At 63.3% G+C, this 14,957-nt stretch carries 10 protein-coding genes; 4 read left to right on the top strand and 6 right to left on the bottom strand.

The genetic code is table 11. The features are described from left to right. Window positions 1–13: 13 nt before the first annotated feature. Window positions 14–2,095 (bottom strand): penicillin-binding protein 1C, encoded by a 2,082-nt coding sequence (gene pbpC / locus GGD53_RS19450; protein ID WP_184458511.1) that lies wholly within the window; start codon window positions 2,093–2,095, stop codon window positions 14–16. Beyond that, a complete protein-coding gene (locus tag GGD53_RS19445) occupies window positions 2,095–7,563 on the bottom strand; it encodes an alpha-2-macroglobulin family protein (RefSeq protein ID WP_184458509.1) in 5,469 nt (1,822 codons plus the stop codon). The genes pbpC and GGD53_RS19445 overlap by 1 nt, the downstream gene beginning before the upstream one ends. A 197-nt stretch (window positions 7,564–7,760) precedes the next feature. Here GGD53_RS19445 and msrA point away from each other — a divergent pair, with 197 nt between their 5' ends. Beyond that, on the top strand, window positions 7,761–8,456 hold the full coding sequence (gene msrA / locus GGD53_RS19440; protein ID WP_184458507.1) for a peptide-methionine (S)-S-oxide reductase MsrA: 696 nt from the start codon (window positions 7,761–7,763) through the stop codon (window positions 8,454–8,456). Between the two features lie 49 nt (window positions 8,457–8,505). Here the strand turns inward: msrA and GGD53_RS19435 are convergent, their stop codons facing one another. Next, on the bottom strand, window positions 8,506–9,045 hold the full coding sequence (locus tag GGD53_RS19435; protein ID WP_184458505.1) for a L,D-transpeptidase family protein: 540 nt from the start codon (window positions 9,043–9,045) through the stop codon (window positions 8,506–8,508). 283 nt (window positions 9,046–9,328) lie between these two features. Here GGD53_RS19435 and GGD53_RS19430 point away from each other — a divergent pair, with 283 nt between their 5' ends. Beyond that, complete coding sequence (locus GGD53_RS19430) at window positions 9,329–9,769, top strand: response regulator (RefSeq protein ID WP_184458503.1); 441 nt, start codon at window positions 9,329–9,331, stop codon at window positions 9,767–9,769. Window positions 9,770–9,781: 12 nt separating this feature from the next. Here the strand turns inward: GGD53_RS19430 and GGD53_RS19425 are convergent, their stop codons facing one another. Further along, window positions 9,782–10,486 (bottom strand): TetR/AcrR family transcriptional regulator, encoded by a 705-nt coding sequence (locus tag GGD53_RS19425; RefSeq protein ID WP_184458501.1) that lies wholly within the window; start codon window positions 10,484–10,486, stop codon window positions 9,782–9,784. Window positions 10,487–10,723: 237 nt separating this feature from the next. Between GGD53_RS19425 and GGD53_RS19420 the strand changes: the two genes are divergently transcribed. Beyond that, window positions 10,724–11,923: a multidrug effflux MFS transporter gene (locus GGD53_RS19420; RefSeq protein ID WP_184458498.1), complete on the top strand. Its 1,200-nt coding sequence runs from the start codon at window positions 10,724–10,726 to the stop codon at window positions 11,921–11,923. Window positions 11,924–11,968: 45 nt separating this feature from the next. Here the strand turns inward: GGD53_RS19420 and GGD53_RS19415 are convergent, their stop codons facing one another. Next, the gene (locus GGD53_RS19415; protein WP_184458496.1) at window positions 11,969–13,006 is read right to left on the bottom strand and encodes a LacI family DNA-binding transcriptional regulator; all 1,038 of its coding nucleotides are present in this window, start codon (window positions 13,004–13,006) and stop codon (window positions 11,969–11,971) included. Between the two features lie 101 nt (window positions 13,007–13,107). Beyond that, the gene (locus tag GGD53_RS19410; protein WP_184458494.1) at window positions 13,108–14,148 is read right to left on the bottom strand and encodes a LacI family DNA-binding transcriptional regulator; all 1,041 of its coding nucleotides are present in this window, start codon (window positions 14,146–14,148) and stop codon (window positions 13,108–13,110) included. Between the two features lie 372 nt (window positions 14,149–14,520). On the opposite strand from GGD53_RS19410, the gene GGD53_RS19405 reads away from it, so the two are divergent. After that, window positions 14,521–14,957 (top strand): DUF4372 domain-containing protein (locus GGD53_RS19405; RefSeq protein ID WP_184458491.1); only part of this gene is annotated, 437 nt, incomplete at its 3' end.

Raw genomic sequence — 14,957 nt, 5'->3', positions numbered from 1 at the left:
GGTCTTTGGTTCCTCAATCGATGAAAACGCCCACACTTGCGGCGCGTCCGGCTGAATCGATGACGGTCAATTTCGAATAGCCGCCGCCGTCGGGCAGCCATTGCTGGGTGCGCCGGCGCGAGAGATCGGGCAAGGGCTTGCCGTTGGCAAGCCAGCGGAAGGGCGCGCGGCCGCCCTGCAGCTTCAACAGCAGCGGCGACAGATCGCCCCCCTTTGCGCCGAGATCGATATGGGCGCCCTCGGGCGGATAGACGATCTGCGGCGCGGGCTCGCGGCCGGAGGCGACGAGCAGGCCGCTGGCATTGAGCGCAAAACGCCGCTGGCTGATCGGCAATTCGGACTGGGCGATGCGCACGGCGCCTGCGGGCGGGCGGGGCAGGGGCGTCGTTGATATGCCGGATTTGGCGAAAGCCTCGAACAGGATCGGCGCGGCGGTGCCATAGCCGGTCAGACCGGGCACGGCGCTGTTATCAGGCCGGCCGACCCAGACGCCGAGCACGTAACGGCCGTCATAGCCGACCGACCAGGCGTCGCGATAGCCGTAGCTCGTGCCGGTCTTGTAAGCGATGCCGCGCTGCGGCGCGCCGGCCGGTGGGATGACGCCGGAGAGAATATCGGCTACGTTCCAGACGGCGATCGGCTCCAACAGCGGTTCGCCGTCGATTTTGCCCGGTGTGCCGGTGACACCGTCGCCGAGCCGTGCCGGCTGGCCGCGATTGGCGAGCGCCGTATAAAGCTGCACCAGATGCTTAAGCGTGAGGCCGACGCCGCCGAGACCGATCGCCAGTCCGGGCGTCTCGTTCGGCGGCAGGGCCGGGCGCACCTCGGCGCGGCGGAAGCGCACCAGCAGCCGCGATGGCCCGACGGCGTCGAGCAGCTTGACGGCCGGCACGTTCAACGAGAGCTGCAAGGCCTCACGGACGGTGACGTCGCCCTGATAGCTCATGTCGAAATTGCGTGGCCGGTAGCCGAAGAAATCGGCCGGCCGGTCTTCGATGATCGTCTCCTGGGAGACGAGGCCCTGCTCGAAGGCGAGCCCGTAGATGAAAGGCTTCAGCGTTGAGCCCGGCGAACGATTGACGCGGGTCATGTCGATCCAGCCGGAGCGGCTGGCGTCGAAATAATCGGCCGAGCCGACCTCGCCGACGATCGCACCGGTCTGCGCATCCGCCATCACCATGGCGAGCGAAAGCTTCGGCCCGAGTTTCATCGCCGCGGCGCGCGCCACGGATTCCAGCCCCTGCTGCACCTGCTTCTTCAACGTCGACCGATGCTTGAGGACCAGAGGCTCCTTGCGCAATGCGGCTTCGCCGAGATGGGCGGCCAAGGCAGGCAATTGCAGGCGTCGCGGCGGAATGGCGACAGCTTCGGCTCGTTCCGCCTCGCCATCGCCGACGGCCTCGGCCACTGCGACGCGATCGAGCACGCGTTTGCGCGCCTCCTGCGCCGCCTTCAGATTGCGATCCGGCCGACGCCGTTCCGGCAATTGCGGCAGGCCGACCAGCAGCGCCGCCTCGGCCACCGTCAGGCGGCGCGGCTCCTTGCCGAAATAGGCAAGGCTTGCGGCGCGCACCCCCTCGAGGTTGCCGCCATAGGGCGCATGGGTGAGATAGAGATCGAGGATCTCTTCCTTCGACAACCGCCGTTCGATCTGCACGGCGCGTGCGAGCTGCAGAAGTTTTGCCGAAAACGAGCGTTCGGCGCGCGGCTCGATCAGTCGGGCCACCTGCATCGAAAGCGTCGAGGCGCCGGAGACGATGCGGCCGTTGCGGACGAACTGCAGGCTGGCACGCCCGAGCGCCCAGACATCGATGCCGACGTGATCGTAGAAACGCTGATCCTCGTAAGCAACAAGCATGCGCAGGAATTGCGGGTCGACATCGGCGACTACAGTCTTCAGCCGCCAACGGCCTTCCGGCGTCGCGAAGGCGCGCAGCAGCTGCCCATCGGCATCCAGCACCTCCGGTGAAACCACATCAGCCTTGTCGAGCGGCGGTGGAAAAGCCCGGTCGGCGGCGTCGAGCGCGAAGAGAGCCGCGCCGGCAAGCAGGATGCCGGCGGCGGAGCCGATCGCGAATTTGTGCCACAGCCTCATTATTGTGCTGCTACGACCTCCATCTTGCCGGTCGCCGTGCGGGCCGAAAGCTCCGGCCGGTACATGTCCTCGACGCTTGCGGCCGGATGGTCGTAGGTGCCGGGGGTGACGGCGCGTACGACATAGGCGACGTTGAATTCACGCTCGTCGCCCGGTGCGCGGTTGAAGGCGGCGACAAAGCGGTCGTAACGGAATTCGGTATGGGCGGCTGATATTTCGCCGATCCAGTCGAAATTCGTCATCTGGGCGCTGTCGACGAGGTTCGGATTGTCGATCTCGAAGCCGGCCGGCAGAAGGTCGGTGATGACGATGCGCGACTGCCAGTCATTGGTTTCGCGCACGTGGATGACGACCACATAGCGTTCGTTCTGCTGCGCCTCGCTGACATTGGCCTCCTCGCCGTCGAGCGTGTAATAGCTGCGCTCAATCAGGAAGCCGTCGCCGCCGGCCGGCAGCGGCACGGTGGGGGCGGCAACGATGGTGACGACAGCCGAGACGGAGTCGTTCGTCTGGTTGGTCAGCGTCAGCGGATGATCGGCGAGCGCATCGCCGGTCATGCGCGCCATATAGGCGCCGCTATGCGCCGCGCCGTTGACATCGATCTTCAGTCCGTCATCACCGCCCTGGAGGGCGCGCGCGGCAAGCAGCATCCAAGCCTCTTCCTGGGTGCTCTTGTATTTGCTGCGGCCCCATTCCTTGGCAACGGCCTTGGCGAGATCCGGGATGACAGGCGGTACCGGCCGGCTTTCGGCGGCGAGCGCCAGGATCGCCGCACCGTCGCGCAGAATCGTGCCGTAGTCGGTGCGCGAGAGGTTGACGCGCGACACCATCGATTGCTGCGACATCTGCAGCGCGTCGATGAAAATGTTCTTCGAACGCTGGGCGTCGCCATAAAGCGCCAATGCGGCGGCGATATGCGCCTTGGCAAGCGGCGTCGGGAAGTCGTTGATCATCGTATCGGCGTAATAACGCAGATCGCTGATCGCGGCCTTCTTGTTGCGGGCAAGAACATAGATGGCATAGGCGATCTGGTCGCCCTGGCCCTTGATGTCGGTGGTGTAGGAGAGCGTGTTCTGCAGGTTTTCGAGGGCCTGCACGAAGGCCTTTTCCGGCACGTCATATTTCATTTCGCGGGCCCGCGTCAGGAAATCGGTGACGTAGGAATCGAGCCAGACGTCGCCGGAGTCCGGACCCCAGAGGCCGAAGCTGCCGGCCGAGGCCTGGTAGGAGAGCACGCGATAGATCGCATCCTGCACGCGCTTGTGCACGTCCTCGTCGTTTTCGATGCCGGCTTGCTTCGCCACTTCGGCGAAGTAGAGCAGCGGCAGCGCCCGGCTGGTGGTCTGCTCGGCGCAGCCGAAGGGATAGCGGTCGAGCGTCATTAGCAGCGCCGGAATGTCGAAGGCCGCCGAACGGGTGACGTTGACGCTGATCGAGGCGCCGGGCAGCACGCTGTCGGCCAACAGGTTCTTGTCGACCGTCAGCTTGGCCCCCGGCTTCAGCGCCAGCACCCTGCGTTGGGTGATCGGCAGGGATGAGGGGCGCACTGGTACATCGACGGTCTGATCAAGCGAAAGGCCGGAGGCGTCGGAAAGATTGATCGAGACGCTGCCGGCGCCCGGCTGTTTGCCGATGAGCGAAAGCGTCAGTTCGGATTTCGCCCCGGCTTCGAGGCGGATCGTCTGGGCGGCCGAAGCCTGCTCGATGCCGACCGCGTCATTGCCGGTCAGCTGCAGCTTGTAATCGCCGGCCGGCGCATCGGTATTGGCGATGTCGAGGCGCAGATTGGCCTTGTCGCCAGGGGCAAGGAATTTCGGCAGACTTGCGGTCACCACCACGGGATCGCGGATGATGACGTCCTTGACGCCGTGGCCGACACCCGTCTTCGACCAGGCGACCGCCATGACGCGCGCCGTGCCGTTGAACTGCGGAATGTCGAAGGAGACCTTCGCCTTGCCCTCGGAGTCGAGCTTGACCGGTCCGGAGAAGAAGGCGACGAGCTTCTGCGTCGGCGGGCTTGCCTGCAGCGCAATCGCACCGCCGTCGCCGCCGGTCCTAAGCTTGCCGGTCGCGCCCAGCGAGCCGTCGATCAGCCTGCCATAGAGGTCGCGGATCTCGAGACCGAGCTGACGCTGGCCGAAATACCAGTCTTCCGGATTCGGCGCTTCATAGCGCGTCAGGTTGAGAATGCCGACATCGACGGCGGCAACCGTCACATAGGCATCCTCGTTGGCGCCGGCGCCCGCCACCTGCAGGCTGATATTAAGCGGTCCGCGCGGCAGCATCTTTTCCGGCGCATCGAGCTTCACATCAAGCGCGCGCTGTTCGGGGTCGACCTTCAGCCACTTGATGCCGATCGAGCGCATCGGCATGTGGCTGTCCTGCGCGTCGCCGGGGCGGAAGAGCGTTGCCGTGACATAGGCGCCGGCGCCCCAGTCCGCCGTGACCGGGATGTCGATCTCGCCGCCGGTCTCGCCGATCGTGGCGTTCTCTACGGCAACGAGCTTTTCGGTTCCGGCCGTCACCATCAGTTCGCCGCCGTAGCGCGACGTGATTTTCAGCTTGGCGGTTTCGCCGATCTTGTAGCTGTCCTTGTCGAGGGCGATTTCCAGGCCGTCCGGCGTTTCGGTCGACGTCGAGGCGACGAACCAGCCGGCGTCGAATTCGACGCTGGAGGTCGGGCCGTCGGCGTCAGGGCTTTCCACTTCGAGGCGGTAGCGGCCCCAGGTCACCGGCACGGAAATCTTGCCGCCGTCCATCGTCGCGTCGACACTGCCGTTGGAAATCTGCTCGGCGGTATAGACCGGCTCGTATTTCCAGGCCGTCCCTTCGCGATACCATTGGTATTCGCGGTTGAGGCTGTAGAATTTCCAGCGCAGGCCCTTCGTCTCCTGCTTCTGTCCGGCGGCATTGACGCCGATCACAGCGAAGTTGGCGACGGAATTCTCGGGCAGCTCGTCGGAAAATTCCGGCTTGATGCCGATCGAAGCGCGCTCGCTCTTCACCGGAAGGACAAGCGAGCGCTCGATGGCACGCCCGCCCGCTTCCTGCATGCGCATATAGACGGTGGCGTTGAGCAGCTGCGTCGTTGCCGGCAGGTCGCCGACTGTGACGTCGGTCGAAGCTTCGCCGTTTTCGTCGAGTTCGGGCAGCCCGTCGATCGGCAGACGCGAATCCTCGCTCGCTTCCTCGTCGGCAAGCCCGAAGAAGAAACCCTTGTAGGCGGCGCTCTCACGCGTCGGCTTGACGACGACATCGCCCTCGAGCGTCAGGCCAACGGCCGGAGCGCCATAGAGATATTTGCCTGAGATGGTGATGTTCGCCGGCGTGTCCGGGCCGATCTCCTTGGCCTCGGTCTTGATCTCCATGTCGGTGCGATCGGGCACGAAATCGTCGACGAGGAAGCTCTTGCTGGCGATCGCGCTGCCCTTCGGATCGGTATAGATGTTCATCGTCCAGGTGCCGCGCATGGCGTTTTCCTGGGTGGCGAAATCGACGGAATAACCGCCGAGATTGCTGGTCTGGCTGACCATCCGGCGATCTTCGACGCCATCCGGCCGGCTGAAGATGAAGGTCAGCGGCAGGTTCTCGATGGCGTTGCCGTCGGTGTCGCGGGCAAGCGCCTGCGCATGCACCGTTTCGCCGGCGCGGTAGATGCCGCGTTCGGTAAAGGTCAGCACGTCGATCGCGCCGGGTGAGGCGCGGCCGGTAACACCGCGGTCGGAGAGATCGAAGCCGGCGCGTGTCATATCGAGGAAGACATAATCCGAGGCGCCGTTCCTGGCGGCGATGACGGCGGGCGTCAGCGCCGCCGTGCCGCGGATCAAGCCGGCGGTGAAAGTGGCGCGGCCGTTTTCGTCGGTCGTTGCCGTGCCAAGCACCTCATTGTTCTTGGCAAGCAGCTGCAATTCGACGCCTGCTATCGGCTTGGCAGAGGCGAGCGAACGGGTGAAGACGTTGAGCCCGTCGGTGCCGGCATAGGTGCTGATGCCGATATCGGAGACGAGGAACCATTGCGTCGCCTGCGAATCCCACTCCTGCGCCGGTGCATTCGGCGCCGTCGCCGTCATCACGTAGATGCCGGGCTTGCGCTCGGGCAGCGCCTCGTCGACGGGGAAGCTGGTGATGATGTCCTTGTTGAGCTCGTTGGCGATCTCGATCGCACCCTGCCAGACGAGTTCGCCGTTTTGATCCTCGATGGTCTGGGCGCTGTAGCCGTCGAGCTGGGTCAGGAACTGCGAGTTGGTCAAGAGCGGCGCGATAGCGCGGTCGCCGATGCGGTAGAGCTTGAGATTGGCCGAGGTCAGGTTCACGGAAACGATCGGGATGCCGCGGCGCGCCGTCGAGGGCAGCACGAAGCTGTCGCCGGTGAAGCGCACCATCTGGCTGCGATCCTTGATATAGACGTCGATGGTAACAGGCGCATCGAGCGTCTCGTCGACCGATGACGGCAGGCCGGTGCGGAAGGCAATCTTGTAGGTCTGGCCGTGTGTCAGACCCTCGACGCAGATCTGCTTGTCCTTGGTCTCGACCGCCTTTGGGGCCTCGCCGTTCAGCGTCACGAAGGGCGTGTAGTCGGTGGTCTTGACCAGCGACTCGGAGAAGGTGGCGCAGGCCCGCGGCGTGGCGCTGTCCGCGTCGACCGTGTGTTCGGTGATGCGGAAGCCTTGCGTCGTTTTGAGCTGCAGGTAGGCGCTCTGCACCTCGTCGGAGGCAACCAGCGCCAGGCTCGCCTTGTAGGCGTCGAGCGCCGGGCGGTAATTGGCGTTTCGTTCGAGAGCGGTGGCGAGCACGGCGAGCGCCTCGGCACGCTTGGCCTTGGTGCGGGTCAGCTCGTAGCCGTTCAGCGCGTCGACCACGGCCTGGCCGGTGACGCTGCTTTCCGTGCTGCCGAAGGAAATCGCGGCACGGGCGGTTTCGAGCCAGAGATCGGCATCGCCTGGCGTGAGCGACAACGCGCCGTGGAAGGCGACCAGCGCGTCGGTCAGGTTGTTGGCGGTCATGTCGAGACGGGCATTGGCCGTCAGGCTGTCGGCGCCCTGGCCCTGTTGGCCGTCTGTCAGGGCAAGATTGTCCCTGAAGTCGTGGGCCTGCTGGATGAGGTCGTTGCTCAGAAAAGCCGGGCGCGGTGCGGCGCCGATATCCGGTTCCTTCTGGGCTGCCGTCTCGACGATCTTGCCGGCGATGGCGCCGGGGAAGGCGTTCATCGTCTTGAAATCGGATTTCAGGAAGCACCATTTCACCTTGGGATTGTAGGTGAAGGCCTTGCAGCTCTTGTCGCCGATGCAGGAGGTCTTGCACTGGTCGAGCGAGACGTTCTGCTCGGTGCGAAGATCGAAGCCGAAGAAATCGGCATCCTTGATCGTCTGGATGTCACGCTTGGTCTCCGCAGCGGCGGCTGGAAGGCCGACGGCGAATGCGGAAAAAAATGCGATTGTGGCGAAAGCAAAGAACGAGCGCACGGACATAGGTTCCCCCCGGAATGCTGGCTCAGACCGGCGGCACTCTCCTCACTCCTCACGAGATTGTCAACTCAACTTGAGCGCTGTTTCTTCTTCAAACACACGCTTTCATTGGGTTCTCACATCGGCGTGAGTGAACGTCTTGTGATTTGCCGCTTTTACAAGGATGGGCAAGGATTTGGGCGACCCTAGGAGGTAGCACAATGCCCATCTCTTCCAACCTTAACTCGCTCCTCGTCGCTGCCGTCGTCTTGCTAGGTGGGGGCATGGCGTGTGCCGCCGAGGAAGCGGTCGTCATTCCGCCGCCGGCCATTGACGAAACCGCAGGGTCCGGTACCGAGATCGCCATTTTCGCCGGGGGCTGTTTCTGGGGCGTTCAGGGCGTTTTCCAGCATGTGAAGGGCGTCGAGAGCGCCGTCTCCGGTTATGCCGGCGGCGAGGCTAAAACGGCACAGTACGAAACCGTCAGCACCGGTTCGACCGGTCACGCCGAAGCCGTCGAGGTGAGGTTCGATCCGAAGAAGGTGAGCTACGGCAGGTTGCTGCAGATCTTCTTCGCCGTGGCCCATAACCCAACGCAGTTGAATTTCCAGGGACCGGATCGCGGCACCCAGTACCGCTCGGCGCTGTTCGTCACCGCTCCCGGGCAGCGAGAGGTGGCCGAGCGCTACATCGACCAGCTCGACAAGGCGCACGTCTTCCCGAAGCCGATCGTCACCAAGGTGTCCGATGCCGCCGGCTTCTATCCCGCCGAGGCCTATCACCAGGATTTCCTGACGCGGAATCCGACCTATCCCTATATCGTCTACAACGACCTGCCGAAGATCGAGAATTTGAAGTCGCTGTTTCCCGCCGACTACCGCAGCCAGCCGGTCCTCGTCGGGAAGACCAAGGGCTGATTTGAGCCCGCTCAGTTTCGGAGGTTGATCCGGTACGGATCGCAGTTGCTCAAGGCATGATGTCGATGGGTGTGTGGTCGGGAACGCGGGCCCAAATATCGCGCATTTCCGCATCGGTGACCGCGATACAGCCATCCGTCCAGTCCCACAGTCGATGGGCCTCTCCGAGCAGGCCCCAGCCATTGGGCAGCCCGTGGATCATGATGCTGCCGCCGGGCGGATAGCCGTTCACTTCGGCCTCATGTCGCTCATTCGGATTCGGATAGGAAATGTGCAGGCTCAGATGGGCTACCGATTTCGGATTGCGCCAGTCTATTTCGTAACGCCCTTCCGGTGTTTTCTCGTCGCCTTCGCGGTGCTTGGGGCCTGCATCGGCAGCACTTCCAAGCGAAATCTGATAAGTCGAGATCGCAGCGTCGCCTCTGAAAAGGACCATGCGGCGTTCGGACTTATAAACGCGAATGAGGTCGGCGCGTTGCTCCGGCGGTGCATCCGCGGGCGGCGAGCCCGAGCCGATCCTGGCCATCACTTTGGTATAGGCGAACAGGCTGACGGCCACGATGATCAGGACGATAAGTTTGCTTCGCAACGTGATCCTCAATCGCCGAGCCCCATGGAATAATCCGATCGTATCATTGCCCGCTCTCATCCAGAAGTAGGCGGTTGAAATTCAACAAGGATTGAGCGGCGGGTTTTTGCCTTGTCGGCTCCGTGTTAAGGATTTATCAACGTTAACAACAGGTTAAATGACGAAAATCGCGTTTCACCGCGGAACATATCGTCAGGTTTCCCGTTACGACAATGAGTTTCGGCAGGGCAGACTGCCGAGTGGCTCCTTCTTTCGAAGTATGTGCGTAACAAGAGGACGGATCATGGCCATCAATGTCGTGCGGCGCTGCCAACGAGATGATCTCATGAATCAGAGAGTATTGATCGTCGAAGATGAATTCCTGATCGCGCTTGATCTCGGCGCGACGGTGGAAGCGATCGGCATGCAGGTCGCAGGCATTGCGAACAATCGCGAACAGGCGCTGCGGCTGGCGCCCTCCGCCGATATCGCCTTCGTCGACGTCAATCTCGCCGATGGCCGGACCGGGCCTGAGCTCGGCAGGCGGCTGGCGGAAGAGCATGGTCTCGCCGTCGTCTTCATGACCGGCAATCCCGAGACCGTCGCCGGCGGCGTCAGGGGAGCGGTCGGCGTCGTCCAGAAGCCGGTCATGCCTTCGCTTGTGGAACAGCTGCTGAAATATCTTGCCGCGCGCCGTGTCGGCCGCTTCGCAGTCGTGCCGGCCCAGATGACGGTCTTTACGTGATCGTAGGGGAGATCAGCCTAGTATGGCCGCGAGCTGCGGCTCTCCGCCGGCCTTTTCGGCCTTCGGGTTGCCATAGGCCTTGAGAAAGGTCCGCACGGCATTGCGCGCCGCCTTTTCCAGTTCTTCATTGCTGGGTGTGCCGCCGAACAGCGTCATCATCTGCAGGTCGGCATTGGCGAGCGCCACGAACTGCCGGGCGGCGACGTCGAAATCATCGATAGCAAGCGCTTGACTGTGGGCGAGGCGCGCGAGAAGCGCGGAAAGCGCAGTGGTCAGCTTGCCCGGCCCCTGCTGGCGCCAGCTTTCGAAGAGGTGCGGATATCGCTCACCCTCCGTCTGCACCAGTTTGCGCAGGAATTTTCCGTCATGATTGCAGATGCAGTTTTTGTTGAGGCGCACCGCAAACGCCGTCAGACCGTCCTCCAGATCGTCGGCGCTGTCAGGAAAGGTCGACAGCACGGAAAAGAGCATGGCGTTGGCGCGGTTCATCACATCTTCGACGACGGCGACGAACAGCGTCTCCTTTTCCCGATAATGATTGTAGATCGTCTGGCGGGAGACACAGGCAACGGCGGCGATCTCGTCGATGCTGGCGGCTGCAAAACCCTGGCGGCAGAAGACATCGGCGGCGGCGTCGAGGATCGACATACGCTTGGCGCATTGTCCACGTTGCGTATGCCCCGCCATCCGGACTGCCGGTATCATGCTGTCTTTCATGGAGCGAAGATAAGACGTCTTGACGGTTTAGACAATGGCGTCTAGTTTTACAGGCGTGTCCAAATTTATTGACACTCTTGGTTCAGCCGCTGGAGATATGAGCTCCCAACTTCGTCTTCGCGCGAACGATCATCATTGAACCCAGCGCATCGGCTCGGAGAGCACGATGCGTCGATTCCAAAGAGCGCGGAGCGACGATCCGGCGCCTCCGCTGCGCTTTTACGAAAGATCACCATTATGACGGCTTCCTTCTTTCGCATTGCCCTCATTCTCGGCCTGTTGTCGGCCATCGGTCCCTTTGCCATTGACATGTATCTGCCTGCGCTGCCCTCCATCGGCCAGGACCTGCATGCCGATAACAGCGTCACCCAGCTGACCCTGCTCGCCTTCTTCATCTCCTTTGCGCTTGCGCAGCTCGTCTACGGGCCGCTGTCGGACATGTGGGGACGCAAGCTGCCGCTCTATCTCGGCATCGGTCTTTTCGCGCTCGCCTCGATCGGCTGCGCATTTGCGACCGATATCGAAACGCTGATCGCCTTCCGTTTCGTCCAGGGCATCGGTGGTGCCGCCGGCATGGTCATTCCACGCGCCATCGTCCGCGACATGCATACCGGCGTCCAGGCTGCGCGGCTGATGTCGCTGCTGATGCTGGTCTTCTCGATATCGCCGATCCTGGCGCCGCTGACGGGCAGCGCCGTTATCGAACTCTCCGGCTGGCGCGGCGTATTCTGGGCCGTGACCGGTGCCGCAGTGATCGGCCTCGTCCTGCTTTCGACCCAGCTCGAGGAAACCCGCCCGGGGGAGGAGCGCAACGGCAGCGGCCTCGGCAGCGCCATGAAGGCCTATCGCCTGCTGCTCGCCGACCGCAATTTCCTGACGCTGACCTTCATCGGCGGTCTTGGCATTTCGAGCTTCCTCGTCTATCTCGCCAACTCGCCCTTCGTGCTGATCCAGCATTACGGGCTGACGCCGACCGAATACAGCTTCGCCTTCTCGATCAATGCCGTCTCCTTCTTCGCGGTATCGCAGGCGACGGGCTGGCTCGGGGAGCGTTTCGGCCTGGTGCGTGTCATGCGGATTGCCGTCAGCGCCTTTGCGCTGGCCATGATCGTCATGGCGGTGGTGATGGCTTCAGGCTTCAACCAGCTGCCTGTTATGGCGACCTTCCTGTTCATCGGCTACGGCTTCCTCGGCCTCGTCATTCCGACGAGCGCTGTGCTTGCCCTTGAGGATCACGGCGCGATCGCCGGCACCGCCTCGTCGTTGATGGGCACGCTGCATTTCGTGATCGCCGCCGTCGCCATGGTCATATCGAGCCTGTTCTTCGATGGCACCGCCGTTCCGATGGCCGCCGGCATCGCGCTTTGCGCCTTCTCCGCCTTCGTGCTCACCCAGGCGACGATCGGCCGCCGCACCGCCGTCGCTGCCGCCGAGTAACCGGAAACAGGCCGCACTCGGCAGACCTCGCCCGTGTGACGGGGTTCAGCCGGTCAGCGTGAAGGCGTCGCTTTCGCCTGGAACGAGCTCCAGCGGCCAGATCCTGTTGCGGGCGCCCTGCGGATAATGATCGGCATAGGCGGGCATGGTCGCGAGCAGGGTTTCGCCGAGCTGAGCGCCGAGATCACGCAACGACATCCGGAAGGAGGTCAGCGACGGCTGCAGGAAATGCGTGCGCGGCTCCTCGCGGAAGCCGACGACGGCAAGGTCGCGCCCCGGCACGATGCCGGCTTCCGCAAGCCGCCGGTACAGCCCGATCGCCATCAGTTCGTGGATAAGGATGATCGCGGTCGGCCGCTCTTCGATCATCAGCAATTCGTGGCCGGCCTGATAGCCGCCCTGTTCGCTCGACTTCACACGGATGATGAGGGCGGGGTCGAAAGGAATGCCGTGCCGTTTCAGCGCCTGGCGATAACTGTCGAGGAAGATATAGCCGAGATTGATATCGGAGGAGGGAGCGGCTACGGCAATCCGCCGGTGGCCCTTGGCGACGAGACGGTCGACGCCGCGTGCCGCCACACCTTCGAAATCGAGGTCCATCCAGGTATAGCTGCCGCCGGACGCACTGCGGCCGAGCGCCACGAAGGGGATGCGGGCCTTTTCCAGAAGCTCGATGCGCCGGTCGGTGCGCCGCGTCGCCGAGATGATCAGCGCGTCGACGAGGCGGCGCGCCACCATGCGCTTTAGATATTCGTGCGGATCCTCGTCGTCGGGGCAGGGCAGCATGACCAGATCGAGCTTATGGCGGGAAAAGACGCTCTGCAGCCCGTCGGTGACGCCGAGGAAGAAGTCGTCGCTGTTTTCGACCGTTTCGCGGCTGACTTCGAGCATCAGCCCGATGACGTTGGTCACGCCCTGGCGCAGGCTGCGACCCGACTGGTTGGCGACGTAACCGAGCTCCTCTGCGGCGGCGAGCACGCGCCGGCGCGTGTCTTCATTGACATCCGGCTTGCCGTTCAGCGCCCGGGACACCGTCCCGATCGAAATGTCGAGGTGCTCGGCGAGCTGGCGAATTCCTTTCATCTGCAGCGATCTTCCTCTCTGACGACGCCGCGCAAACGCGCAAAGGACGTAACGCCTCGATTGCCAGATCCTTCTTGCCACAGGATGGCGTCTGCGAAAAGCTAAGGCTTGAAGCTCTGGCGGATGACGAGTTCCGGGATGACGCGTTCGTAGCCCGGGGGCGAGTCCGGGTTTTCGAGCCGCCGCTCCATCAGATCGACGGCGCGCTGCGCCATAATAAGCGGGTCTTGTCGGAAGGTGGTCAGCTGGTAACTCAGCCAGGAGGATTCCGGCACGTCATCGAAACCGATGACGGCGACATCCTCCGGAATGCGCAGCCGCGCTTCCAGGCGCATGACATCCATCAATCCGAAGGCGATCAGGTCGTTGGCGCAGAAGATAGCGTCCGGCTTTATTCTTTCGGAGAAGAGGGCGCGGCCGGCGGTGACGCCGCCCTGATAATCCGAATCGCCACCGCGTGCGACGACAGCGGATGCACCGAGCGACTCGGCTGCCGAAATGAAGGCGCTTTCGCGCTCGACGATCGCAGGCGTTCCCGAATTGGAGCCGATCACCGCCAGCCAACGCCTGCCGCTTTCATAGAAGACCGTCGCCGCCTTGCGCGAGGCCTCTGAATTGCCGGCGCGCACATGGTCGGCGTCGGGCTCCGAACGGCCAATGACGATGAGCGGCTGGCCGTTGCGCTGGGCGAGTTCGAGGAAACTCGCCGGCGGCGAGCCGGACAGGATGATGATCGCCTCGGCGCGGTGGCCGATCAGCATCTTCTGAGCGGCGAGCAGTTCGTTTTCCGCCTGGCCGGTGTTGATGAGGATCGGAATGCTGCCGCGTCGGATCAGGGCTTTGGCAAGAGCGGCGGCCAGATGCGCGCGAAAACCCACCTCCGGCCGTGTGGCGACGATGCCGACGAGGCGGCTCTGATTGGCAAGCACGCCACGCGCCAGATCATTGACGTGATAACCGAGTTCTTCAGCCGCCCGCAGCACCTTTTCGCGCGTTGCAGGCGCCACGCTTGCGCCTGGCGTGAAGGTGCGAGACACGGCGGAACGCGAAACGCCCGCCAGCTGCGCCACCTGTTCGGCGCTGACGAAACGCATGCGCTCTTTTTTCGGCATCTTGCCGTCGGGCACGGGGCCATCATTCATCGGCTGTCACGTATTGATTGTCTCTGACAGCCGGATGACAGGCTGCGGGATGAGCGGGATTTTTTGCGATGGTGCTCTCGCCCGCATGCCGGGTGGCGTGTCAAAAACCCCTCCCCAACCCCTCCCCACAAGGGGGAGGGGCTTACATGCCGGCCCCTGCTTTCCACTTCACCCTCGCATCCGCTTTACCCTTTGCATCCGCAGAAAGGCTGACGTCTGCGCAGTTGGCGCAGCGTGTTAGCCCCTCCCCCTTGTGGCAGGGCTGTCCGGGGAAAGTTCTGGGTGAATCGAAATGCCGCAGGCGCATGCCCCGTCAGACGGAGGTTTTCCGTCTATTTTCTGGTTGTCGAGACTCAGAAAAAGGAACGGAGCATGCGCTTTACGCCTAGCATTTTCGGGCAGTTGATTGAAAGCCTCGATCGGCGTCAATTCCAGGCGATCGTCGATCGGCACGACGGCGATGCCTACGACAAATGCTTCAAGAGCTGGGATCACCTGGTGGCGCTGATCTATGCCCAGTTCGGGGCTGCCGGCAGCCTGCGAGCGCTCGAAGCAGGCTGGAACGCCAATGCTCAGCATCATTATCATCTCGGCTGCGGCCGGCTGCAGCGCTCGACGCTGTCGGATGCCAACAGGCGGCGGCCGGCCGGCATCTTTGCCGAGACCTTCGCGCTGCTGGCTAGCCAGCTCGGCCGCAAAATGCGTCGTGAGGGCACCGCGATGCTGCGGCTGATCGATTCAACCCCCATCCCGCTCGGCAAGCTCTGTGACTGGGCCAAGTCGAACGGCCGCATCCGCGGCATGAAGGT

Origin of the sequence: Rhizobium aethiopicum (genome assembly GCF_014197535.1) — a bacterium.
In the GTDB taxonomy this organism is placed as follows: domain Bacteria; phylum Pseudomonadota; class Alphaproteobacteria; order Rhizobiales; family Rhizobiaceae; genus Rhizobium; species Rhizobium aethiopicum_A.
Note: the sequence above shows the minus strand (reverse complement) of the source record. Positions and strands in the feature narration are given on the sequence as shown.